Origin of the sequence: Providencia sp. PROV208, assembly GCF_028479465.1 — a bacterium.
GTDB classification, from domain to species: Bacteria; Pseudomonadota; Gammaproteobacteria; order Enterobacterales; family Enterobacteriaceae; genus Providencia; species Providencia alcalifaciens.
The window spans coordinates 55,337-79,770 of sequence record NZ_JAMPNS010000003.1; the positions used below are offsets into that span (position 1 = coordinate 55,337).

General features: G+C 42.2%; 27 protein-coding genes and 1 tRNA gene. 17 read left to right on the forward strand and 11 right to left on the reverse strand.

What is annotated here, in order from left to right:
* The first annotated feature begins 112 nt into the window (after positions 1 to 112).
* Positions 113 to 1,048, forward strand: coding sequence for a LysR family transcriptional regulator (locus PR766_RS02050; RefSeq protein WP_036962643.1), 936 nt, complete (start codon positions 113 to 115; stop codon positions 1,046 to 1,048).
* Here PR766_RS02050 and PR766_RS02055 read toward each other — a convergent pair.
* Entirely contained in the window at positions 1,028 to 1,942 is a 915-nt protein-coding gene (locus PR766_RS02055; protein ID WP_006662637.1) for a LysR family transcriptional regulator, read from the reverse strand. The genes PR766_RS02050 and PR766_RS02055 overlap by 21 nt on opposite strands.
* A 125-nt stretch (positions 1,943 to 2,067) precedes the next feature.
* Between PR766_RS02055 and PR766_RS02060 the strand changes: the two genes are divergently transcribed.
* Both PR766_RS02060 and PR766_RS02065 read left to right on the forward strand, forming a co-directional pair.
* Positions 2,068 to 2,940 (forward strand): MBL fold metallo-hydrolase, encoded by an 873-nt coding sequence (locus PR766_RS02060; RefSeq protein ID WP_036967174.1) that lies wholly within the window; start codon positions 2,068 to 2,070, stop codon positions 2,938 to 2,940.
* A 132-nt stretch (positions 2,941 to 3,072) separates the two neighbouring features.
* Complete coding sequence (locus PR766_RS02065) at positions 3,073 to 3,717, forward strand: DsbA family protein (RefSeq protein WP_036979953.1); 645 nt, start codon at positions 3,073 to 3,075, stop codon at positions 3,715 to 3,717.
* Here PR766_RS02065 and PR766_RS02070 read toward each other — a convergent pair.
* Positions 3,710 to 4,369: a prepilin peptidase gene (locus PR766_RS02070; protein ID WP_154636356.1), complete on the reverse strand. Its 660-nt coding sequence runs from the start codon at positions 4,367 to 4,369 to the stop codon at positions 3,710 to 3,712. The two genes, PR766_RS02065 and PR766_RS02070, sit on opposite strands and share 8 nt — an antisense overlap.
* A gap of 254 nt (positions 4,370 to 4,623) precedes the next feature.
* Here PR766_RS02070 and rsmE point away from each other — a divergent pair, with 254 nt between their 5' ends.
* The 9 genes from rsmE to hemW all read left to right on the forward strand — a co-directional run bounded on the left by rsmE (position 4,624) and on the right by hemW (position 11,427).
* Entirely contained in the window at positions 4,624 to 5,355 is a 732-nt protein-coding gene (gene rsmE, locus PR766_RS02075; protein WP_006657380.1) for a 16S rRNA (uracil(1498)-N(3))-methyltransferase, read from the forward strand.
* A gap of 9 nt (positions 5,356 to 5,364) precedes the next feature.
* Complete coding sequence (gshB, locus tag PR766_RS02080) at positions 5,365 to 6,312, forward strand: glutathione synthase (RefSeq protein WP_006657379.1); 948 nt, start codon at positions 5,365 to 5,367, stop codon at positions 6,310 to 6,312.
* A 126-nt stretch (positions 6,313 to 6,438) separates the two neighbouring features.
* On the forward strand, positions 6,439 to 7,002 hold the full coding sequence (locus PR766_RS02085; RefSeq protein ID WP_006662641.1) for a YqgE/AlgH family protein: 564 nt from the start codon (positions 6,439 to 6,441) through the stop codon (positions 7,000 to 7,002).
* Positions 7,002 to 7,421 (forward strand): Holliday junction resolvase RuvX, encoded by a 420-nt coding sequence (gene ruvX, locus PR766_RS02090; RefSeq protein WP_006657377.1) that lies wholly within the window; start codon positions 7,002 to 7,004, stop codon positions 7,419 to 7,421. The genes PR766_RS02085 and ruvX overlap by 1 nt, the downstream gene beginning before the upstream one ends.
* A gap of 128 nt (positions 7,422 to 7,549) precedes the next feature.
* A complete protein-coding gene (locus PR766_RS02095; RefSeq protein ID WP_154631045.1) occupies positions 7,550 to 8,242 on the forward strand; it encodes a YggS family pyridoxal phosphate-dependent enzyme in 693 nt (230 codons plus the stop codon).
* Positions 8,243 to 8,258: 16 nt separating this feature from the next.
* Positions 8,259 to 9,080 carry a pyrroline-5-carboxylate reductase gene (proC, locus tag PR766_RS02100; RefSeq protein WP_036962655.1) on the forward strand — a complete coding sequence of 274 codons (822 nt, stop codon included), beginning with the start codon at positions 8,259 to 8,261 and terminating at the stop codon, positions 9,078 to 9,080.
* Positions 9,081 to 9,101: 21 nt separating this feature from the next.
* Positions 9,102 to 9,686: a YggT family protein gene (locus PR766_RS02105; RefSeq protein ID WP_006662644.1), complete on the forward strand. Its 585-nt coding sequence runs from the start codon at positions 9,102 to 9,104 to the stop codon at positions 9,684 to 9,686.
* 15 nt (positions 9,687 to 9,701) lie between these two features.
* Positions 9,702 to 10,295 (forward strand): RdgB/HAM1 family non-canonical purine NTP pyrophosphatase, encoded by a 594-nt coding sequence (gene rdgB, locus PR766_RS02110; protein ID WP_006657373.1) that lies wholly within the window; start codon positions 9,702 to 9,704, stop codon positions 10,293 to 10,295.
* Positions 10,288 to 11,427, forward strand: coding sequence for a radical SAM family heme chaperone HemW (hemW, locus tag PR766_RS02115; protein ID WP_154636355.1), 1,140 nt, complete (start codon positions 10,288 to 10,290; stop codon positions 11,425 to 11,427). Before rdgB ends, hemW begins: the two co-directional genes overlap by 8 nt.
* Positions 11,428 to 11,512: 85 nt before the next feature.
* Here hemW and PR766_RS02120 read toward each other — a convergent pair whose 3' ends face one another.
* The 5 genes from PR766_RS02120 to trmB all read right to left on the reverse strand — a co-directional run bounded on the left by PR766_RS02120 (position 11,513) and on the right by trmB (position 15,483).
* Positions 11,513 to 12,463: a siderophore ABC transporter substrate-binding protein gene (locus PR766_RS02120; RefSeq protein ID WP_036967183.1), complete on the reverse strand. Its 951-nt coding sequence runs from the start codon at positions 12,461 to 12,463 to the stop codon at positions 11,513 to 11,515.
* Positions 12,464 to 12,655: 192 nt separating this feature from the next.
* Entirely contained in the window at positions 12,656 to 13,387 is a 732-nt protein-coding gene (locus tag PR766_RS02125; protein WP_006657370.1) for a DUF2884 domain-containing protein, read from the reverse strand.
* A gap of 42 nt (positions 13,388 to 13,429) precedes the next feature.
* Complete coding sequence (gene glsB, locus PR766_RS02130) at positions 13,430 to 14,398, reverse strand: glutaminase B (RefSeq protein ID WP_006657369.1); 969 nt, start codon at positions 14,396 to 14,398, stop codon at positions 13,430 to 13,432.
* 36 nt (positions 14,399 to 14,434) lie between these two features.
* On the reverse strand, positions 14,435 to 14,764 hold the full coding sequence (locus PR766_RS02135) for a YggL family protein (RefSeq protein ID WP_006657368.1): 330 nt from the start codon (positions 14,762 to 14,764) through the stop codon (positions 14,435 to 14,437).
* A 2-nt stretch (positions 14,765 to 14,766) separates the two neighbouring features.
* Entirely contained in the window at positions 14,767 to 15,483 is a 717-nt protein-coding gene (gene trmB / locus PR766_RS02140; protein WP_154636354.1) for a tRNA (guanosine(46)-N7)-methyltransferase TrmB, read from the reverse strand.
* 237 nt (positions 15,484 to 15,720) lie between these two features.
* Here trmB and mutY point away from each other — a divergent pair, with 237 nt between their 5' ends.
* The 5 genes from mutY (at position 15,721) to PR766_RS02165 (ending at position 20,219) form a co-directional block, all read left to right on the forward strand.
* Complete coding sequence (gene mutY / locus PR766_RS02145) at positions 15,721 to 16,773, forward strand: A/G-specific adenine glycosylase (RefSeq protein WP_036979938.1); 1,053 nt, start codon at positions 15,721 to 15,723, stop codon at positions 16,771 to 16,773.
* A gap of 11 nt (positions 16,774 to 16,784) precedes the next feature.
* Positions 16,785 to 17,054, forward strand: a complete 270-nt coding sequence (locus PR766_RS02150; RefSeq protein WP_006657365.1) for an oxidative damage protection protein — start codon at positions 16,785 to 16,787, stop codon at positions 17,052 to 17,054.
* 122 nt (positions 17,055 to 17,176) lie between these two features.
* Positions 17,177 to 18,250, forward strand: a complete 1,074-nt coding sequence (mltC, locus tag PR766_RS02155) for a membrane-bound lytic murein transglycosylase MltC (RefSeq protein WP_006657364.1) — start codon at positions 17,177 to 17,179, stop codon at positions 18,248 to 18,250.
* Between the two features lie 192 nt (positions 18,251 to 18,442).
* Positions 18,443 to 18,518 (forward strand) — tRNA-Phe (locus PR766_RS02160).
* A gap of 789 nt (positions 18,519 to 19,307) precedes the next feature.
* A complete protein-coding gene (locus tag PR766_RS02165; RefSeq protein WP_006657362.1) occupies positions 19,308 to 20,219 on the forward strand; it encodes a nucleoside hydrolase in 912 nt (303 codons plus the stop codon).
* Positions 20,220 to 20,402: 183 nt separating this feature from the next.
* Here the strand turns inward: PR766_RS02165 and PR766_RS02170 are convergent, their stop codons facing one another.
* The 4 genes from PR766_RS02170 to PR766_RS02185 all read right to left on the reverse strand — a co-directional run bounded on the left by PR766_RS02170 (position 20,403) and on the right by PR766_RS02185 (position 24,418).
* Positions 20,403 to 20,951 carry a hypothetical protein gene (locus PR766_RS02170; protein ID WP_036967190.1) on the reverse strand — a complete coding sequence of 183 codons (549 nt, stop codon included), beginning with the start codon at positions 20,949 to 20,951 and terminating at the stop codon, positions 20,403 to 20,405.
* Positions 20,952 to 21,406: 455 nt separating this feature from the next.
* Positions 21,407 to 22,189, reverse strand: a complete 783-nt coding sequence (locus tag PR766_RS02175; protein WP_006657360.1) for a sulfite exporter TauE/SafE family protein — start codon at positions 22,187 to 22,189, stop codon at positions 21,407 to 21,409.
* Positions 22,190 to 22,195: 6 nt separating this feature from the next.
* Positions 22,196 to 23,038 carry a MurR/RpiR family transcriptional regulator gene (locus tag PR766_RS02180; RefSeq protein ID WP_006657359.1) on the reverse strand — a complete coding sequence of 281 codons (843 nt, stop codon included), beginning with the start codon at positions 23,036 to 23,038 and terminating at the stop codon, positions 22,196 to 22,198.
* Positions 23,039 to 23,053: 15 nt separating this feature from the next.
* Complete coding sequence (locus PR766_RS02185) at positions 23,054 to 24,418, reverse strand: PTS transporter subunit EIIC (RefSeq protein WP_006662693.1); 1,365 nt, start codon at positions 24,416 to 24,418, stop codon at positions 23,054 to 23,056.
* Positions 24,419 to 24,434: the final 16 nt, after the last annotated feature.

Sequence of the window (24,434 nt, forward strand, 5' to 3'; positions counted from 1 at the left end):
TGGCAAGTTTTATTATAGTAAGTTCGATTATTAGACGAATAAGACGGGAAAAAAAATATCCTTTTTGCTAGAGTCTATTCATATCTGATATATAAATACGAGAGGAGCAATCATGCAGGCTATTTCTTGGCGACATATTGAAATTTTTCGTGCGGTAATGACCACGCCCAACCTCACGGAAGCGGCTTCATTGCTAAATACCTCTCAGCCAACCATCAGCCGAGAACTGGCGAGACTCGAGCATTTATTACAATTTAAATTATTCGATAGGGTCAAAGGTCGCCTGCACCCCACGGCGCAAGGCTTGCGTTTTCATGAAGAAGTCGAACACTCTTATTATGGTCTAGAACGCATTCGCAATTCGGCAGAGACTATTCGTCGCTTTGAACACGCCCAAATTTCTATTGCCTGCTTACCGGCATTCGCCCAATCGTTACTGCCACAAGTGTGCCAAACATTTATGGGAAATTACCCTGATGTGAACTTAACGGTGATCCCTCAGGAGTCCCCCGTATTAGAAGAGTGGCTATCTGCCCAGCGCTATGATGTTGGGCTAACTGAGCACTTACAAACTCCGCCGGGCACGGAACAACTGACATTAGGTTCATTGAATGAAGTGTGCGTACTCCCTGCGGGACATCCTTTTGAGCAAAAAAAAGTCCTCACTCCACAAGATTTTCACCAAGAGCGCTTTATTAGCCTCTCGTTAACAGATAGCTATCGGCAATTAATTGATACCACCTTTGCCGAACACCAAGTAGAGCGAAAAATGGTGATGGAAACCCATTCTGCCTCCTCGATTTGTGCCATGACACTGAAAGGGATTGGCGTCTCCATCGTTAACCCTCTCACCGCGTTAGATTTTTATCAGCAATCCTCAGGCAAGCTGGTGATCCGCCCACTCAGTTTTTCAATTCCATTTACAGTGAGCTTAATTACCCCAAATCATCGCCCTTCTTCGCAGCTCACTCATATTTTCACCGAGCACCTACAACGTACCTTTGCTCAAATTGAGCATGACCTCGCTTCAGCGTTGCGACATCAGTGACAGCCAATGCGGGGATGTTTTAAACCAGTTGCCGAGAAAATCGATAACCGCGCGTAATGGCGTTGGCATATGCTGGCGGCTGGTATACACACCATAAATTCCTAAAGGCATTGGTGTGTAGTCAGGTAGTAGCTGGATCAACTCCCCCGATTGCAAATAGTTAGCTACAGAATAATACGGTTGCATTGAAATACCTGCGCCATTCAACGTGGCTTCCATCAAAAAAACCGACTCATTGGCACTTAAACGTCCATCCACTAATACGGTCGATTCCTCCCCCTCTTTTTCAAAACGCCACATGCTGCGCCCAAAAAAGCTGTAAGTTAAGCATTCCATCAACACCAAATCTTCAGGTTTTATTGGCAAATGTTTGCCTTGCAAAAATTTAGGTGAAGCACAAATTACGGAATGGCAGGTTGATAGCGGCTTGGCAATTAAATTCGGTTCTAACTGATTGGTAATGCGGATAGCCAGATCGATACGCTCCTCGATTAAATTCACCGATTTATTCGAAATCTGCATATCAATCATCATATTAGGGTAAATCTGTAAAAACTCAGAAATCGCAAGAGATAGCGCACTTTGAGCAATCGACTGAGAACAACTAATACGCACAAGCCCTGCTAGCGCTTTAGCATCATGCTTTTGCTCGACGGGTACACTGAGCGAGAGAGCATTCAATTGTAGTGATTGTTGATAAACCCCTTCACCTGCTGAGGTCAAACTTAGCCGCCGAGTGGTACGGTTAAGTAAGCGAACTCCCGCCCACTGTTCCATTTCTGCCAGATAGCGCGTCACCATCGCACGTGACATATCCAGTTTATCTGCCGCACCGCTGAGGCTCCCTTGCTCTACGATGGTAATAAACACCTGAACCGCTTTGAGTCTATCCATATCATTTGACCGATTTATGCAACAAACATGACCTTATTATGGCGTTTTTCTCACCTTAATTGCAATTTAATATACACACCAAGCCGAACCAGGCACACAACATCACTCAACATTAGGATAGACAAATGAAATTATCGACTGTATTAACTGCAACCGCGTTTGCCACTGCCACTCACTTTGCTCAAGCGGCGAACTTAACCTTAGATGTTTATAACCCAGGCAATAACAGTGTGTTTCCCGTTTCCTCTGAAATTATCAGTGGCGATAAAGAAGTGGTATTGATTGACGCTCAGTTTCAAAATAATGACGCCCAGCAGTTAGTGGATAAAATCAAAAAACTGGATAAAAAACTGACAACTATTTATATCAGCCATTCTGATCCTGATTACTATTTCGGGTTAGAAACACTGACAAAAGCATTCCCTGAAGCGAAAGTTGTTGCCACACAACAAACGGTTGATGCTATTAATGCGACTAAAGATGGCAAACTGGCTTATTGGGGCGGTGTATTAAAAAATGAAGCGCCAAGTAAAGTTGTCGTACCTGAAGTTATCAAAACTAATCACTTCACTGTAGATGGCGAAACGTTAGAAATTAAAGGGTTAGATGGCGTATCACCGGATAGAAGCTATGTGTGGGTTCCTTCGCTTAAAGCGGTTGTGGGTGGCGTTGTTGTTTCTGACAATATCCACGTTTGGATTGCAGACACTCAGACTCCGCAATCACGTCAACATTGGCAACAAACTTTAGAGAGCATCAAAGCACTCAAACCAAGTGTCGTTGTTCCGGGGCATTTTACGGGTAAATCTAAAATGGATCTGGCGAGTGTGACTTTTACCCAAAAATATTTAACTGACTTTGAGAAAGCGAACAGCCAGAGTAAAGATTCCGCAGAACTTATTCAGAAAATGGAAGCTCGCTACCCAAGTTTGGATGACAAATCGAGCTTAGAGTTAAGCGCAAAAGTTGTGAAAGGCGAAATGCAGTGGCCACAATAAGCGACTGATATATCGAAACGCAAATAAACCGTGACGGAGATAGCGTGTATTGAACTGCTATTTTCCGTCCGTTCGATATTTTGCACCGACTCGAATAGAATGATGAAACAATAACCAAAGAGAATAAATACCATGAATGCAATTACCCTACATTATATCTATGACCCTTACTGTGGTTGGTGCTATGCCGCAGCCCCGTTAATGACGATTGCCGCCAATCATCCACACATTCAATTAGAATTACACGGTGGCGGAATGCTAGCTGGCGATGCTCGACTCCATCTTGATGACCAATTTCGCCAATACATCCTGCAATCAGATAAACGCATTGCTGCCATGACAGGGCAAGTTTTTGGTGATGACTATATTGCCATGTTGCATCAGCCAAATGTAGTGATGGACTCAACGCCACCACAAACAGCTATTTTAGCGGCAACAAAGCAAGGAAAAGGCGTTGAAATGCTTAAAGCTTTGCAAAAAGCACATTACATTTCTGGTCGCCAGATTAAACAGCCCGAAGTCTTAGCGGAAGTGGCGCAAGAAATTGGTTTGAATGTTGATCAGTTCCAAAAAGATTATGCACAATGTGCACAAACAGAAACGAATGCACATATCCAGCAAAGTAAACAACTACTTAGCCAATCAGGTGCATCGGGTTTTCCGACCTTGCTTATTCAACAACAAGGTAAATGGTTACGAGTGCCACTGCAAAACTACCTCGGTGAACCCGAAAAATGGCAACAGTTTTTAGATTCACTCGTCGCCGCGGCTAATTAGGATGCACGCTAAGCAACACCCAAAAGCTGGCGCTACACATAATGGCGGGACCAAACGGAATACTCTGCACGACTTTCTGTTTGCCTCGCCATATCAACCAAAGAAAATGTAATAAACCTAAACTTGCGGCAAGCCCTAGAAAATAAGGCAGATAAAATATTCCCAACCACGCTGAACACGCCGCAATCAGCTTAAAATCCCCTCGTCCCATTTGTGGACGTCGCCTGAGTTTTTCCACCAATGTTGTGATCACCTCTAACCCAATATAACTGAATATCAGTGCGTACATCGCCGAAAGTATGTTTCCAGTTGGCATAATCCATTGAAATAAAACACCTAATAACAGTAAAGGATACGTAAGAATATTGGGCAAATAGCCTGTTTTAATGTCAATGACCCACAATGGAAGCCCAAAATTAAAAAATAGAAATAAAAAAACAAGGGTGAAAAACGGATACCCTTGCAGTACCACTATTCCCCCAAGCACAAAATACCCAGCCCATATCCGATTGAAACTGATAACAATACTCGGTAAATCAAAATAACAGACGGGAATGTATCGCAGTAACTGAGTTGTCAGCCACGCAGACAAAAGCGACAATACAATGACTGGCAATATAAGTACCAGCATTCCATTTGCTGTATCAATCATGGTTTCTCCTTTTCCATGAACCCAGACGTTTATCAATACTGCGACTTACTATACGATGTGTGATGAATAAACCAACACCATAATTTCGTGGTTTAAGGTCGGTTTTATCGACAAATTTAGAGTCTGAAAGACAAGGCACAGACGAACTAAAAAATCCCTCTTTTTAGTTATAAACTCAATCCGTCCTCTTGTTTTTCAGGATTCTGTCCCCATATCCTGCATCAGTTCTCTTGATTATTGACTAAGGAAAAATCATGCGCGTTCCACGCATTTATCACCCAGAGCCTCTCCAAATTAACACCACGATTTCGCTTTGTGATGATGCAGCCAACCATGTAGGTCGAGTTCTTCGCATGACAGCCGGACAGCAGCTAGAATTATTTGATGGAAGCAATCACATATTCAACGCTGAAATTACTGAAGCGACGAAAAAAAATGTGTTTGTCCGCGTTCTAAATAGCACCCTTGATGATCGTGAATCCCCATTAGATATTCACCTAGGACAAGTTATGTCCCGCGGGGAAAAAATGGAGTTCACCATTCAAAAGTCCGTTGAGCTTGGCGTCAATACCATCACTCCTCTGCTTTCTGAGCGCTGTGGTGTACGTCTTGATGGCGAACGATTAGAGAAAAAATTACAACAGTGGCAAAAAATTGCCATTGCAGCCTGCGAGCAAAGTGGTCGTAACCGCATCCCTGTCATTCGCCCCGTTCAATCTCTTGAAGCGTGGTGTGCTGAAAATGATGGTGCGTTTAAAATTAACTTACACCCACGGGCAAGTGAGAGCATCAATACGCTCCCCGCTGATTTAAAACACGTTAGATTACTGATAGGTCCCGAAGGTGGACTATCCGCAGACGAAATTGCCATGACAGCGAATTATCAATTCACTGATATCCTGTTAGGGCCACGAGTATTACGAACTGAAACGACCGCACTAACCGCAATAACAGCATTACAAGTGCGTTTAGGTGACTTGGGTTAAGGAGATAAAATGATCAAGCTCGGCATAGTAATGGATCCGATTTCATCCATTAAAATCAAGAAAGACACCAGTTTTGCAATGATGCTAGAAGCTGCGCGTCGCGGTTATGAAATTCACTATATGGAAATGAACGATCTTTACCTACACCAAGGCGAAGCGCGTGCAACGACCAAAATCGTGACCGTCGAAGAGAACCCAACTAAATGGTATGAATTCCACTCAGAGCAAGACATAGCCTTAAGTGACCTTGACGCCATTTTGATGCGTAAAGATCCGCCATTTGATACCGAATATATCTACGCGACTTACATTCTTGAGCGTGCAGAACAAGCCGGCAGCCTGATCGTGAACAAGCCACAAAGCTTACGTGACTGTAACGAAAAACTGTTTACCGCTTGGTTCCCAGAGTTAACGCCAGATACGTTAGTGACTCGTAGCTCTGAAAAGCTGCGTGAGTTCCACCAAAAACATGGTGATGTTATCTTTAAACCACTGGATGGTATGGGCGGCGCCTCTATTTTCCGTTTGAAGAAAGATGATCCAAACGTTGGCGTTATCATCGAAACCTTAACGGAGCACAATTCTCGTTACTGCATGGCACAAAACTTTTTACCTGCCATTAAAGAAGGTGACAAACGTGTACTCGTCGTTGATGGTGAGCCAGTACCATACTGCCTTGCTCGTATTCCAGCACAAGGGGAAACCCGAGGAAATCTCGCCGCTGGTGGTCGTGGTGAAGCGCGTCCATTAACCGAAAGTGATTGGGCTATTGCGCGAGCTGTGGCACCAACCTTGAAAGAAAAAGGACTCATTTTTGTTGGCTTAGATATTATCGGTGACCGATTGACTGAAATTAACGTCACCAGCCCAACTTGTGCCCGCGAAATTGAAGCTGCATTTGATATCTCCATCACCGGTATGCTGATGGATGCGATTGAGCGCCGCCTGAAAAAATAGTATTTGTTAACTGGCTCGTTTCCAAAAGGCAGCCTTTCGAGGTTGCCTTTGCCGTTATTTTGTCATCACCGTAACGCGCTATCTTTATCATAACCAATAGGAACATAACCCCTGAGTTTGCCATTTATGAATTTACAGAATCATTTTTTAATTGCCATGCCTTCACTGACGGATCCTTATTTCGATCATTCCGTTGTGTATATCTGCGAACACAATGAAAATGGCGCAATGGGCTTAGTGATCAATAAACCCATTGAGGATTTTTCTGTCTCTGAAATGCTGAAAAAACTCGAAATTACCATTTCGGAGAATACCAACACGCGAAATCTGGAAAAACTGGTAATTGCAGGTGGTCCTGTTTCTGAAGAACATGGGTTTATTATCCATACCCCTGTTGCCGGTTATGCTGCCAGTTTACGCTTAAATGACCATGTTATGGTCACTACCTCGAAAGATATTTTAGAAACATTAGGCAGCGATCAGCACCCAATGAACTCTCTGGTTACATTGGGCTACTCAAGCTGGGAACCCGGACAATTAGAGAACGAAATCATGGAAAACAGCTGGTTGACTGTCAAAGCTGATCCTAAACTGATTTTTGATACTCCATTAAGAGATCGTTGGAAAGCCGCTGGCGACCTTTTAGGGATCGACATCCATAACATATCACTGCAAGCGGGGCATGCCTAATGTCAGCCAGAACCTTACTCGCCTTTGATTTTGGGACTAAAAGTATTGGTGTTGCCGTGGGTCAAGAAATTACTGGCACCGCTCGCGCATTGACCTCATTAAAAGCCAGCGATGGCAGACCTGACTGGTCACAAATCGAAAAATTGCTCAAAGAGTGGCAGCCACAATTGGTGATTGTCGGTCTTCCTTTGAATATGGATGGCACAGAGCAGCTCGTCACCAGCCAAGCACGTAATTTTGCCAACCGCATTCATGGGCGCTTTGGTGTACAAGTCCAATTACATGATGAAAGATTGTCTACCGTGGAAGCAAAAGCGGGTTTATTTGAGCAAGGTGGCTATCGTGCGCTCAGCAAAGGAAAAGTTGATTCTGCCTCTGCGGTCGTGATTTTAGAGAGTTGGTTCGAACAGAATTACTAAAAAGCACATCTTTACGTTTATTTTCCCCATTCAGTTGCTGCAAAGGTGCCGTTCGCCCTTAATATGCTTTACACTAGGGTTAATTCTCACTATTCACCGAAAGCAACTGAAAAACGGTATTGAATAACATGACAATTCAAAAAAACCTATCTGATGTCACAGAGCGTATTCGTCTTGCTGCCACTGAGTGTCACCGCTCCCCTCAAGATATTACCCTGTTAGCTGTGAGTAAAACCAAACCTTGTGAAGCCATTATGGAAGCCATCGAAGCCGGTCAACGCCAGTTTGGTGAAAACTATGTGCAAGAAGGCGTTGAGAAAATCCAGTATTTTTCAGAAAGAAATGATCTAGTCTGGCACTTTATCGGTCCACTCCAGTCCAATAAAAGTCGTTTAGTGGCAGAACATTTTGATTGGTTCCATACTTTAGATCGCGCCAAAATCGCTCAGCGTTTAAATGAGCAGCGCCCTCAAGATAAAGCACCGCTGAATGTGCTGATCCAAATTAATATTAGCGATGAAAACAGCAAATCGGGAATAACCCTCGAGGAAGTAAATGAGCTTGCGGCTCAAGTCGCCCGATTGCCAAATTTAGTGTTACGCGGGTTAATGACCATCCCCGCCCCAGAAACTGATTATGAGCGCCAATGTGCTGCATTTCGCCAAATGGAGTACGCATTCGAGCAATTGAAAGCCAGCTACTCTACTGTAGATACATTATCGATGGGAATGACCGACGATATGCGTGCTGCAATTCACTGCGGTTCTACTCTCGTACGTATCGGTACTGCGATCTTCGGTGCCCGTCAATACCATAATTAATCTTTAGGAGAACAACATGCAACATCGCAAAATCGCCTTTATTGGCGCGGGGAATATGGCAAACGCCATTATTGCGGGTCTTGTGGCTCATGGCTATCCGGCATCGATGATCACCGTTTGTTCACCAACCCCTGTACGTCGCGATAAAATGGCGCAGGATTATGGCATCATCAGCACCCATGACAACCTAACGGCAGCTCAGCAAGCGGACGTCATTGTTCTGGCCGTCAAACCTCAAATGATGAAAGACGTTTGTGAACCGCTGCAACAGCTCACCAATTTAGAAAACAAGCTGGTATTAACCATTGCCGCAGGTATTCCCGCAGCGCGTTACAATGACTACTTTGCACATTCTCTGCACTTAGTTCGTATTATGCCAAATACCCCATCACTGGTTGGTAAAGGGGTGAGCGGTTTGTTTGCACAACCCAATGTGACGGAAGGTGACAAACAGTTTACGCAGCAATTAATGGAAAGCGTTGGCTCCACCACTTGGTGCGCTAAAGAGAGTGACATTAATAATATCATTGCGTTAACAGGAAGCTCCCCCGCTTACTTTTTCCTGTTCATGGAATCTATGCAGCAAAAAGCCGAACAACTTGGCTATGATGAAAAACAAGCTCGTGAGTTAGTACTCAATGCCATTGAAGGCTCAGTGGCTTTAGCTAAATCACAGAGTGATACCCCATTTTCGACATTGCGTGAGCAAGTCACCTCTAAAGGCGGCACTACCGCAATGGCTTTAGAGCAATTTTATAATGGTCATCTACCGCAGACTGTCGCCAATGCCATGCAAAGCGCGATTGACCGAGCGGAAGAGATGGAAAAACTTTTTTAATTTATTTTTTTGGGACACGCCATGCAGACTATCGTTTTTGTTGTTACCACCCTGATCCAACTGTATATCTTTGTGCTTCTGCTTCGAGTATGGATGCAATGCGTTCGCGCAGACTTTTATAATCCATTCTCACAATTTGTGGTTAAAGCAACCCAACCTATTGTTGGACCACTACGCCGCATGATCCCATCTGTAGGGTCTTTAGATACTGCGACTCTGCTCGTCGCGTTTGTGCTGGCGATAGCCGATATTATCTTTGGTATGTGGGCAACCAATATGCTGCCTGCCATTGGGCTTACCCTTCTACCAATGGGATTAATTCTCTTACTGACTTACATCGGTAAATTGATTTTCTGGATGATTTTAATCCGCGCAATTTTAAGCTGGGTCAGCCAAGGTCGTAACCCTGTAGATTACTTATTGTTCCAATTAACTGAACCGTTAATGGCGCCAATTCGTCGCATTATTCCAGCGATGGGTGGGTTAGATTTTTCTGCGATGATTGTCATGTTTATTCTGATCGCACTGAACTACTTACGTGTTGATGTTTCCTTAATGATCGACCCTGCGCTAACCGCAATGTTGTTCTCTGTCGGCATTATGTAAGGGAAGATAAAAGCAATGCAAAAAGTTGTTTTAGCAACTGGTAATCCAGGTAAAGTAAACGAATTAGCGGACTTACTCCGTGATTTTGGTATGGACATCGTTGCCCAAACCAGCCTTGGCGTTGAGTCCGCCGAAGAGACAGGATTAACCTTCATTGAGAACGCGATTTTAAAAGCCCGCCATGCTTCAGCGCATACAGGTCTACCCGCGATTGCCGATGACTCTGGTATTTCTGTTGATGCTTTAGGCGGTGCACCGGGGATCTACTCCGCTCGCTATGCAGGAGAAGATGCCACTGACCAGCAAAACCTCGATAAGCTTCTCGATGCCATGAAAGACGTCCCCGATGACCAACGCCAAGCTCAGTTTAACTGTGTGCTGGTTTATTTACGTCATGCCGAAGACCCAACGCCACTGGTGTTTCACGGACGCTGGCACGGGGTATTAACCCGAGAGGCAAAAGGGCAAGGTGGCTTTGGCTACGACCCGATTTTTTACGTACCTGAATTAGGTTGTACCTCTGCGGAGCTGACTAAAGCAGAAAAACAAGCGGTATCACATCGTGGTAAAGCGTTAGCAATGATGTTGGATGCACTGAAAAATGCTTAAGCTTCCCCCATTAAGCCTGTATATCCATATTCCTTGGTGTGTACAAAAGTGCCCATATTGTGATTTCAATTCGCATACTCTCAAAGGGGAAATTCCTCAAACTGAGTATGTTGAACATTTGCTTGACGATCTTGATAAGGACGCGGAGCTTATTGGCTCCCGCCCAGTCAAAACTATCTTTATTGGTGGCGGAACACCGAGTTTACTAAGTGCCGAATCCATGCAAATGTTGATGGATGGTGTTCGTCAACGCGTTAACTTGGATTCTAATGCAGAAGTCACGATGGAAGCCAACCCAGGCACCGTCGAAGCAGACCGTTTCTCTGGTTACCAAACTGCGGGGATCAACCGTATCTCCATTGGTGTACAAAGTTTCGGGGACGACAAGCTGATTATGCTGGGGCGTATTCATGGTCCCAATGAAGCCAAGCGCGCCGCACAGTTAGCCACCAACTTACATCTGCGCAGTTTTAATTTGGACTTAATGCACGGTTTGCCATCACAAACTCGCGATGAAGGGTTATCTGATTTACGCCAAGCCATTGAGCTCGCGCCACCGCATCTTTCTTGGTATCAGCTCACCATTGAACCAAATACGCAATTTGGCTCTCGTCCTCCGCGTTTACCGGACGACGATACCCTATGGGATATCTATACAGAAGGACATAAGTTACTGACAGCCGCGGGTTATCAACAATATGAAACCTCCGCCTATGCCAAAGCGGGTTACCAGTGCGAACATAATCTTAACTATTGGCGATTCGGGGATTACCTCGGTATCGGCTGTGGTGCACACGGTAAAATTACCTCTACCGATGGTCAGATTTTACGTACAGTCAAAACGAAGCATCCTCGCGGCTATATGGAAGGTCGTTATCTCGATAATCGCTACAATGTAGAGAACGAAGACCGCCCATTCGAGTATTTTATGAACCGTTTTCGGTTACTAGAAGCGATGCCTCGCCGAGAATTTACGGAATATACTGGGCTAGCCGAGTCAGTTGTACGTCCGGCGATTGATGAGGCGTTAGCCAAAGGCTATATCTCAGAAACCGCCGATGAATGGCAAATTACCGAACATGGAAAATTATTCTTAAATTCCCTACTGGAGCTATTTTTAGGGGAAGAGTGATTTTTCTTCTTCCATAAAAAAAGCCAGCTTAATGCTGGCTTTTTCTTTTTACTAAGGGTAATAAATGAAAATAATAATTTATCGATTACAGTGCTTTGGTGACTGCATCGATTTGTTCAGTGAGGCTGACTAAACCACCACCAGAGAGATACCACAAGTCAGATTGCAAATAGGTAATTTTGCCATCTTTATACGCTTTCGTTTCTTGAATATTTTGGTCTTCAAATACCGTTTTATCTAACTTACCTGCACCAATCGCTTCGCTACGATCGACAATTAAAATCACATCAGGGTTCGCTTGTGCGATAGTTTTGGTATCCACCACACGGCGTTTAGATTTGTCTGCATCCGCTTGAACAGGTAATTCAGCGCGCTGTGCTTTCACCACATCATAAACAACTGCTTGGTTATTTGGGATTAACTTGCCGTCATTGTGCAATAAAACCAGCACTTTTTTATTGGATGCAGCCGCTTTTTTCTGAGCTTCTGCAATGGTTTTATCCAACTGAGCCAGTTGCTCGTCTACCGCTTTCTGGTCACCGTATAAATCACCAATTAAACGGATATTCGCTTTTACTGATTCAATATAGTTTTTGCTATCAGAGCCTAAATTCAGCGTCGGTGCAATTTTTGATAACGCTTCGTAAGATTTACCTTGGCGACCGGTGATCACAATCAAATCCGGCTTCAATGCAGCGATTTCAGCTAAATTAGGCTCTTTCATGCCACCTGCATTTTTCACTGTCGCAGGGATGCCCGCTTTCACGTAAGCAGGCGCATTTCCCATCGGCAACGCGACAACCTTATCCCCTAATCCCAGTTTTTGCATTGAATCGTAGATACCGAAATCAAACAGAACCACTTTCTGTGGTTTTTTTACCACTTCTGTTTCGCCAGAAAGATGTTTAACCGTAACTTTTTCAGTACCTTGTGCAGTGATTGCGTTTGGTGTGAATGCAGCTGATTCAGCACTCAGTGCGTAAGGTGCGGAGAATGATAAAAGAGAAACAAGTAGAGCTGGAATAAATTTTTTCATGTAGTAACACCAATTTAGTCGTTAAGCCAAACCAGCATTCTAAGGAGAGTGACCAATAAGTCAATTAAATGATAATGATTCTTAGTATTGTTTTTATTTATGGTATGAACATCATAGTTTTCACGAATTTTTAATGCAAAAAAGCAGCAACACGTTTCCCTGTTGCTGCCTATCAACGCGGACAGAACTCAATTATTTAGATTTAATCCCGTCTAATAAACTCATACGTTGTTGCTCTAGCGATGTCACTTTCGTACAAACCTGCTGACCAAACTGTTGGAAACTATTTTCTTGGTTTTTCCATTCGCCTTCAATTTCTTGCTGTAATCCACCAAGACTGCCCAACATACCTTGCAGCATCTTATTGGTGTCACCACCTGCCAGCAACTGCTTACGACCCATTTCATTAATGCTGTCTTGCAGAATACCACCTAAGCTTTCATTGACTAATTCACGCCCTGTTGTTTCCACCTTTTTAATTCCTTCATGGTGGAAAACGTAGCCATTTGAACGGGTTTCAATGATTTGATTAATCTGACCATTGAGATCTTTTTCGAGTTTCGTTAAGCGATTACGAATATTACTGTCACTTCCAATCACTTTGACAACCACTTTATCGAGGGATTTTCTTGAAGCGGCTAACTTCTCTTCGGACTCTTTTTTGATCCACGGTAAATCCTGACGGATGGCCGATTGATAACGTAATGCTTGTTGCTGCTGCTCTGAGGTCAGTGCAACTTTTTGACCATTTAAGGTGACATCACCATTAGGCGTGATTTTTAAATCCCCGCTACGACCAATGACTTGAACATGTTCAGGCGTCATAAAAATATCGTCTTTGGGTGTCACGGCACAGTTATAATCCGCCGCTTGGCTCGTGGCGCAGGCCAGTAATGAAAATGCAATTAAAGTACGGCGTAACATAAAATCTCCTCGTCGATTACCTCTATCTCTGTTGAGAGGTAATTAAAAAACAGAACGTCCAATGCGTTTCGATAACAGTTCTAAGGCGGCGCATCCCACCAAAGAGTTTCCCGCCGAATCTAATTCCGGCGACCATACTGCCACCGTGAATTGGTTAGGAACCACACACACAATACCACCACCGACACCTGACTTACCGGGCATTCCAATACGAAATGCAAATTCACCGGAACCATCATACATTCCACAAGTCATCATTAAGGCATTGATCTGTCGAGACTGCAATGGCGTGATAATCGGGTCTATCGAGCAAGAGGATTCACCTTGATTCATTAAGTAGGTAAAACACCGAGCTAACTCGACACAATTCATACTTAGAGAACAATAATGAAAATAAGTTTCTAAAACAGTTAAAACATCATTATCAAAATTGCCAAAAGATTTCATTAAATACGCGATGGCCGCATTACGGCTCGCATGTTCCATTTCTGAGCGTGCGACATTCGTGTCATAACTAATATCTGGCTCACAAGCGAGTTTCCGGACAAACTCTAACATCCGTTGTTTTGGTGCGCTCAAACGAGATTGCAGCATGTCAGCAATCACAATCGCCCCAGCATTGATAAATGGATTCCGGGGAATTCCTTTTTCCATTTCGATTTGAATCAATGAATTAAATGGCAGCCCTGATGGCTCTTTACCAACACGGCTCCAAATTTCTTGCTCTTCGTAACGCGTCATTGCCAAGGTCAAGCTAAGAACCTTAGAAATAGATTGAATTGAGAAACGTGTTTTGGCATCTCCAGCGGTAAACACATCTCCCTCAGCGGTATGTACCGCAATCCCCAAATGATGTGAAGGAATACCGCCCAAAGCAGGTATATAGTCTGCCACCGTTCCTTGACCTATCAGGGGGCGAACTTGTTCCAAAATATCATGCAGTAATTGGTCAGAAAACTGGGTGCTCAAGTGTTTTGCTCCAGAATGGATTACTCTAGAAAATAAAGGCATCCAATTGGATGCCTTTATTAATAATCAAACTAGTTATTATTCCCACCAAACATCAAACAGTTCAGAAACAACAACGTCGTTCATCCCTTTTGATTTTAGCCAATTTTCAACGATTTGACGGTGTTCTTCGGTACATTTACCAATTTTTTGTAGGCAAACAATCCCTTCCCAGTTCATGTAGCCGCTAGCTTCAAATGCCAGTCCGTTTGGTTCGATAGCTTCAGCAATCAGTTGATCAACGGTGCTATCCACTTCTTCGATCGGCGTGCCTTCTTTAAAGTTCCATTTAACAATGAAGCCTAATTCTTGGAATTCATCCAAACGCATTTTTTTACGTAAACGGCGACTACGTTGTTGTTTAGCCATGATTAAATCCTCTTAAACATTAAATCCCATACACCATGCCCTAACCGCTGGCCGCGCTTTTCAAACTTTGTTTCTGGTCTTGATTTTGGACGAGGAACGTAGTCCCCTGTGGTTGATACGTTTTCATACCCAGCAACACTGGTCATTACCTCAAGCATATGCTCTGCATAAGGTTCCCAATCTGTCGCCATGTGGAAAACACCACCATCAATTAATTTACTGCGAATTTTTTCTGCGAAAGGCACCTGCACAATACGGCGTTTATTGTGTTTCGCTTTATGCCATGGATCAGGGAAGAATAACTGAACCATTTCCAAGCTACCGTTCGGGATCATGAAGTCTAAAACTTCGATAGCATCGTGGCACATCACACGTAAGTTGGTGACATTTTCTTCTTTTGCCGATGCCAAACAAGCTCCAACACCCGGTGCATGCACTTCAATTCCCAGAAAGTTTTTATCTGGGTTTTGTGCTGCCATCGTGACTAATGAGGCGCCCATTCCAAATCCAATTTCCAGAGTAACCGGATTTGAATTATTAAATAGTTTTGCGAAATCAAAGGGTTCGTTAACAAAATCGATACCCATTTCTGCCCATTCGCTTTCTAATGCCTCTTCCTGACGTTTTGTCAGACGCCCTTGACGGCGGACAAAACTACGGACACGGCGCATAACCCGCCCTTCTTCATTATATTCGGGGGAGATAACGTTATTGATCATAATAAAGTTCTAAAAAATTCGTTGTCCAATTAGATAATGTGCCAACAAGAGTATAAAAAAAACCAAACATACCTAATTAATTAATATCTAAGTATGGTGGGAAAGGGAGTTTAGCAAAACTTCTCGGATCTTGCAGTTGATAATTGGATAACTTTACACAAGAAGCGGTTTACAGCCACCACGGTCTATGTTGCAATCCTCATCATGACTGAAATAGCGATAAAAATATTATAAATAATGGAAGCTCAACAATTTTCAAGCGCCGTGCTCAAGTGGTATCACAAATACGGTCGTAAAACCTTGCCATGGCAGCAGGAAAAATCCTCCTACCATGTTTGGCTCTCTGAAGTCATGTTGCAACAGACCCAAGTCAGCACTGTCATTCCCTATTTTGAAAAATTTACTCAACGCTTTGCCGACGTCACTGCATTGGCAAATGCGCCCCTTGATGAAGTTCTGCATTTATGGACGGGGCTCGGTTATTACGCCCGAGCACGCAATCTACATAAAGCAGCTCAAGTCATTGCGACTCAATATCAAGGTCAATTTCCGACGACATTTGAGGAAGTTAATGCGCTTCCTGGTGTTGGACGTTCCACCGCAGGTGCCATTCTCTCCCTTTCTCAAAAACAGCACTATCCCATTTTAGATGGGAATGTAAAACGTGTTTTAGCTCGCTGTTATGCCGTCGAAGGCTGGCCAGGGAAAAAAGAGGTGGAAAACCGCCTGTGGGACATTAGCACCAAGGTCACACCTAACGTTGAAGTGGAATACTTTAACCAAGCCATGATGGATCTTGGCGCGATGGTATGCACCCGTAGCAAGCCAAAATGTGAATTATGCCCGCTCAATACAGGCTGTATTGCATACGCTAACCATGCTTGGCAGGAATATCCGGGTAAAAAACCGAAACAAAAAATTCCTGAAAAAAGTGCCTGGTTCTTGATCCTTCAACACCAAGATAATGTCTGGTTAGAGCAACGACCGCCATCCGGTATTTGGGGGGGATTATTCGCCTTTCCACAGTTTGAAAGCCATGAGCAACTGGCTCAATGGCTGGCTGATTCTGGTCTGCAACATGACATACCAGAACAATTAATTGCTTTTCGCCACACGTTTAGCCATTTCCATTTAGATATTATCCCTGTAAAAGTTAATATTCAGGCAGTTAACTCTGCCATGGATGAAGGTAATGGACTCTGGTATAACTTACACCTAGGCGCAACCGTTGGGCTCGCTGCACCGGTTGAAAGTTTACTAAAACAACTTGCCTTATTATCTGATATTTGAGGAAAAATTAAATGAGTAGAACCATTTTTTGCACTTTCTTACAACGTGACGCTGATGGGCAAGATTTTCAGCTTTACCCTGGCGAATTAGGAAAGCGTATTTTTAATGAGATTTCGAAAGAAGCATGGAGTCAATGGATGACCAAACAAACGATGCTGATCAATGAAAAGAAGCTCAACACCATGAATCCAGATGACCGTAAAATGTTGGAACAAGAAATGGTGAAGTTCTTATTTGAAGGTCACGATATTCAAATTGATGGCTATACCCCAGAAAAATAGTTTTTAGGTCTATACCTATCGTTCCTCAAGTTGCATGGCTTGGTTTGCTCCCCCCTGCAACTTGAACGCTTTTGATTCAATGAACGAAATAGTAAATAGCTTGCATTAATATTGTGGATCGTATGAAAAAATTACTCACACTCACATTGTTGATTCCCCTGATTGTTTCTTGTTCTAGTAATCAGAAATCTGACTTTAATCCTGACTATGTCAAAGATACTAATGGCTTTGATATTTTGATGGGGCAATTTGCTCATAACATCGAAAATATTTGGGGGATTAAAGAAGTTCTCATTGCAGGTCCCAAAGACTATGTGAAATATACTGATGAGTATCGTACTCGTAGCCACATTAACTTTGATGCAGGAACCATCACGGTCGAGACAATTTCTGCTGTTGAACCGTCAGCACACCTGAAGAAAGCGATTGTCACTACATTATTGATGGGCGATGACCCGAACTCCATCGACCTCTATTCCGATATTAACGACATTCCCTACAGTAAAGAGCCATTCCTGTTTGGTCAGGTTATGGACAATATGGGCGAACCTATTCGTTGGGAGTGGCGCGCGAATAAATTTGCTGATTATCTGATCAGCAATAAAATGCAGCGCAGGCAGTCCGGCATGAATATCGTTTGGTCGGTTACCATGCAATTGGTGCCAAACCACCTCGATAAACGCGCCCATAAATATCTGCCTTATATTAAAAAATCTTCTGCAAAATACGGTGTAGATGAATCACTGATTCTGGCGATCATGCAAATTGAATCAAGCTTCAACCCTTATGCCGTTAGCCGCTCTGATGCGTTAGGCTTGATGCAAATTATGCCGAACACCGCAGGTAAAGACGTATTCCGTTCTCAAGGTAAATCCGGTGTACCAAGCCGCAGCTACCTGTTTGACCCTGAGCAAAACATTGATACAGGCACCGCTTACTTAGCTATCTTACAAAATAGCTATTTAGGAGAGATTAGTAACCCAACCTCACGTCGCTATGCGGTGATCACAGCCTATAACGGGGGTGCAGGTAGTGTGTTGCGTGTATTCCATAATGATAAAAAGCAAGCTGCTCAACGAATTAATAATTTAGAGCCAGGTGAGGTTTACGAGACACTTTCGACCAAACACCCTGCGGCAGAATCTCGTAATTACCTGATTAAAGTTAATAAGGCGCAGAAAAAGTATTTACGCTAATAAACCATTAAAATAGCAACATAAATGCCAGATAACCCTCAACGTTTCTGGCATTTTTTTTTCACTTTTTGTGAGTTTTTACATTGATTTGATTAAAATTTAATTCAAACGCTGAAAAAAAACGCATTCAATCAAAAGTTTTTAGAAACCGCCTTGACTCACCCTCTTAAATCAGGTTTAATACGCTCCGTTGCCCGGATAGCTCAGTCGGTAGAGCAGGGGATTGAAAATCCCCGTGTCCTTGGTTCGATTCCGAGTCCGGGCACCACTATTTAAAGAACCCGCCCTAGTGGCGGGTTTTTGCTTTCTATATCATTAATTTATTGGTTCATCAGTGATGATTTATCTTTCATCCATCACCGCAATCGCTTCACGGTAGTACCTATCGAACTTCCCTCCTCAGAAAAATGAGCTCATACATTCACTAAAAACTAGCCGCTTTCAATCAATGGTAAACACAGTCATTATAAAATTATGCTCATTAGGCTAATGCATAATTTATGCAGTGATAGATTAAAAAATTATTTTGTTGATTATTACGATTATCCAAGCAGAAAAAAATATGCCATTTATTCTTCTACGAACGAATGTGAATGTAAAAAAGCATTCTTTTTAAGAAATTGAAACATAGAAAATATATTCACTATTTTTCATAAAAATACCCACCTGATAAATAGTTGCCAAATGCGATGTGATTCACATTTTCAGGATTATATTTTAAAAAACAATCATGAGTTCTCATTTTTTAGATTATTATATTTCAATCGTTCTATTTTTTGAACTTTCCATGTAATTAATCATGCCATAACAAGTTAACTTTAAATTTTAGTGTTTGAAAACCATCATAACTTATTAAAATCATCATTCTTACCAAAAAAACTTCATTAGAAAGATATTTTTGGCAATATTAATATATAGATTCCCTCTATTTTAATTTTTTAGCTCTTCTATCTTTAGCTTTCACACGCTCTAAAAATAGATTCTATAAATAAACTTTAGGTTTAATTATTAATACTTTCGATTATCTAATTAATAAATTATAAATCAAGGAGTTAACATGCATAAAATAATAATAGATTGTGATCCTGGAGTTGATGATGCAGTGGCTATTTTTCTCGCTATAGCGTCACCAGAAATAGAATTAATCGGGATAACAACAGTCGCAGGGAATGTAGAGTTAGAAAAGGTTCACAGTAATGCAAAAAAATTACTGACATTAGCTAATAGGCTAGATATTCCTCTCGCTAAAGGCTGTAATCGTCCATTAATGAGCAAAACTGGGAATAAAACGAATGTTCATGGTACAGATGGGCTTGCTGGGGTGCTCCTACCGGAATCTAAACACCACAATGATTCTGGTCACGCGGTAGACTTTATTATTGATTCTGTTATGGCAAATCCTGGTGAAATAACATTATGCGCAATAGCCTCTCTCACTAATATTGCAATAGCTATCATTAAAGAGCCAAAATTAATTGATAATGTAAAAGATATTGTCGTCATGGGAGGAGCCGCATTTACACAGGGAAATATAACGCCAGCCGCTGAGTTTAATTTTTATGTAGACCCTCATGCTGCTCATATAGTTTTTGATAGTGCGCAGCACATTACAATGCTTGGTTTAGATGTGACAAGTAAAGCGGATATAAGAGCGGGTTTGTGCACTGCTTTGGAAAAAGGAGGGGCTATTGCCCAGAGCGTAGCAGAAATGTGTCGAAGATATGCTGAATTTGATCCTTTCCTTCATGACCCTTGTGTTATTGCCTACCTCATTCAACCTGAAATTTTTTCAGGTGTTGATGGTTCAATCTCTATTGAATATGAATCCAAGAGATTATTTGGTCATAGTTTTGCGACCCCATCTACTTTGACTCATCACAGTTCGGAAACGATGAATTGTAAAATCATGACTGATGTTGATACATCGAAATTGATGACCTTAATTACAGAGCGCATTTTAACTCTTTGAGATAAAGCTTACCTCAACGGGTAAATACTCAGAATCTCTGATACACATCTATTGCAATGATAATTTTTACATCGCAATTATATTTTGGCATAAAAAGCCCCCCAGCAAATGGTTATCCAACTAAAGGGGGCACTTCATCTAGTGACGGCTTTGTGCTTTCTATCAACTAAAAAATTCATCTCGCTACATTTCAGCTTCTATAGGTGCTTTAGATATTAATTCAACTTTATCACTTCTTAAAAATTGAATACCCGTAAGATCATTTCCATAAACATCTCTCAGCTCCCATTCTTTTTTTAAAAAATGGCCACTTAATAAGGAATCTAGCCGAGCTAAATCAACTTTTATTTTCTCATTAGAATAATTATTGAGTTTTGCCTGTAATTTATAGCGAAGAAACTCCAGCATAATAATGCTTGCATTACATATCGCATATTGGTTTATAGACGCCAAGCTCCCACCAATTACATAACATTCCCAGTTATGATGAACATCAACAATCGCATCCACTTCACTATTTTCATATAATGGCATAAAGCCATAAAACATCTGAAGAAGAAAAAGAGTTTCACACTCAACTAGATAATCATCAGAAGATGAAAAACTCGGTAGTTTATCTCTAATTAACTGAATATAAGCACAAGCTTGTTGAAATTGCTCTAGGCTTAAGTTTGTTTCAACACCATAAAACTGAGCTGATCGGCTATACGCATGAGTTAACTGATATTTCATAATATAATCATTTTGGATTGATGCTTTTCAATACTCTTGAAAAACAAACAACGTGTTTTCCAAAATATAAATCGCAATTTAAATTTAATTAAAAATCGTATCTTTATAAGAGCATCCACTTCAATATCAATTGTTTAAAACAAAATAACAATATCAATTATTACATATACAAAAAAGATAGCGTCATATTTTAAAACTCAACAATGAAAATCAAAAATAGATTAATTTCCAATGAGCGAAATTTATTATAGCCCAACATTTTATTAATGATAATATTTTTTCAAATTAAAAAGTAAAAATTCAATTATATTTATTATTTTCGAAAATTGAATTTCATTTTTAGATGAAAATTAAATAAGTAATAACATTGATAGTTTAAATGTAATTATATTTAAACTATCAATTTCAGACTAATGAAAGAAAGTAGGCGAGTAAGGAAAAGCATTATTTCATTTTTACGGCATAATCACTTTCCAAGTCATCATTACGGCGCTGCATAAGATCAGCAATAAAGTGAGGTATTGGAATGTCCGTTCAGATAATTTCACCAGCAAATATTTTGCCAATGGCATGACCAATAACGCGCCCGCACAGAGAATTAATGCCAGTTTTAAATCCGTGTAACCATCTTGCGCATAAGCCAAAGCTGAAGATCCCGATAATACTGTCGTGACAACAATCGATGTACCAATGGCTTGTTTGATATTTAAATCCATATAGCGCAATAACATGGGTAAAACGACCACCCCACCGCCTACCCCTGTCGCACCTAATACAACCCCAGCTAACACCGCCGGAATCGCCATCGCTTTCAGCTGGTTTTCTTTCATGACAACTTTCTTGAGTGGATTGGCAAAAAACATCCGCTGAATAAATAAGTACAATGAAAAAATAATTGCCGCAGCCACCAGCGCATTAATCCCCCATTCCACCTGTTTTTCATACGCTGGAATGCTGCCTAACCACGTCACCAGCAGGCTGGATAAAAATGTACTTGGCAACATAATCGCTAAGACTATCAACGCGCCTTTTAGGGGAATATTCCCTAATCGAAAATGCATGTATGACGAAGACACTTTCATCAACATGGAGAGAAAATTCGCCGTTGCTACTGCCGCTAGGGCATTCAATCCAAAAAAATATGTCAATATGGGTAAAACAATGACACCACCGCCCACACCCGTCGTACTTATAATCAAGCCGATCAGTGCGCCGATAGCTAACTCTGTGACAATCATGGTGGTTTATCCTGCCGATGTAACGGCTTGTCGACCTTTTTGCAATGCGATGTCCGCATCTTCATTAGCAAGGGTTAAGTATTTGAAGAATAGTGTGTCGAATATCACCATCTGCAACACTTGAGGGGTGATTACCCCCAACTGAGAATGTTGTTCATCATAGTAATAAGGGAGTATTAAATCCGCGAGGCGCGCCGCATCATCTTGCCCAAAACGGGTTAAGGCGATAGTGGTACAGCCATTATCGTGAGCGGATTTCAGCATACGGTTCACTTCAGGTGTATTACCCCTAGCGGTCACCGCAATAGCTAAATCTCCATCACCTAAATTCGCCGAGTAGCTCAGTTGCACATGCAAATCTGGGCTAAATAAAGCCGATTTATTGACGCGGATAAATTTATGGAAAATATCATTCGCCACAATCGCTGATGAACCAATACCAAACAGCACGATGCGTTTCGCTTCAACCAGTTTTTGAGCAACAGCATCAACCGCAGCGGGTTCTAACAGTTCTAACGATTTTTCAATGGCACTAATAAACAGCTGCCCTGATTTGGCAATGATCTGAGCCGTATCGTCATTACGACTCAGATTGCCATATAAACTTTCTGCTTTGTGTTGCTTCTCATCCGATAAATAATCGACTTTAAATTCAGGATAGCCACGGTAACCCATTTGCCTTGCAAAACGAATGACGGATGCACTACTGACACCAGCTGCTTGAGCCAATTCTGCGGCATTCATCGCAACAAGGCTGTCGCGATACTCCAGCAAAAACTGCGCAATGCGCTGTTCCGTGCCTTTGCCTCTCGTCAATAAGCTTTCCAATTTTACAGTCAATGCTGACATGGCTATACCTTCTTATTATTTTTCTGGATCGTTGAAGCCTATTATCATACTGGCAATGAAACCGACAATCCATGCGCCTGCAACAGCAATCAGAAAATCGAGAATTTGCCCATCACCCACCAGCGGAATTAACGACAATCCAGCAGTCCCAAATGGGATGATAATTCCGACATGGAAGAATGCCATCAGTGCACCGCCCGCAGCCCCCCCGATACACCCAGCAATAAACGGTTTGCCCAATGGTAATGAAACACCAAATAATAATGGTTCACCGACACCAAAGATCCCGACAGGTAGAGCCCCCACTAAGGTTTTCTTTAAGCGCTGATTTTTGGTTTTTAATAACACCCAGAAACACGAGCCAACTTGCCCCATACCGCCCATCGCTAAGATTGGGAATAAGTAATTCAAGCCAAATGTTTGCAAAATTTCCGCATGGATTGGGATCAAGCCTTGGTGTAGACCGGTTAATAATAAGAACAGGAAGCTTCCGCCTAAGATACCGCCAGTTGCCACTGCCCCGCCACCGCTATTGAGCAATGCAACAGAAACCCCTTGAGCTAGGACTTGGTTAAGGTAATGTCCCGCCGGTTGAAAAACAATCAATGCCACCATCGCAGAGACTAAAATAGTCACGAATGGCGTCACAATCAAATCAAGGCTCTCTTTGATGATACTTCTAAACCACACTTCAAATTTAGATGAGAAGACCACCACCATCAGTACCGCAAAAATCCCACCACTGTTAGGTTGCAGCTTTTCACCAAATAAAGTGATATCCGCTAAGCCTGGCATGGCTAAAAGCCCCGCCATGACAGCACCAATCGATGTCGATGCACCTAGCTCTTTTGCTGTATTTACCCCAATCATGATGGATAAATACGTAAATACTGCGCTACCAATCAACTTTAATAACTTAAATAGTTCAGGGAACTGCTCCACAACACCGGGAGCAACTAAGCGTACAATGTTAATCAGCCCCATAATCAAACCGCAACCAATCAATGCAGGAATAGTGGGTACGAAAATGGCAGCTAGCGTATTAAGCATACGACGAATGGAGAAAGATTTTTTCTCTGGTGTCAAAGCGCTGCTTTCCTCGCTCGCTACGCCACTATTTTGCATGCGTTTATTCATGACGGAGAAAACTTTTGCAGCGGTTCCCATACCAACAATCACTTGTTGCTGCTCACCATTAAACACAACGCCTTTCACCCCTTCCACTTGCTTGAGGGCATCGGCATCAAATTTACTGTTATCTTTTAAAACCAAACGGATACGCGTCATACAATGTGTTAACGTACCCACGTTTTCAAACCCGCCCGCGTATTTTTCTATTTCTCTGGCGAGCACTTCCAGATGTTCTATCTTATTAGCCATAGTATTTCCCCGGTGT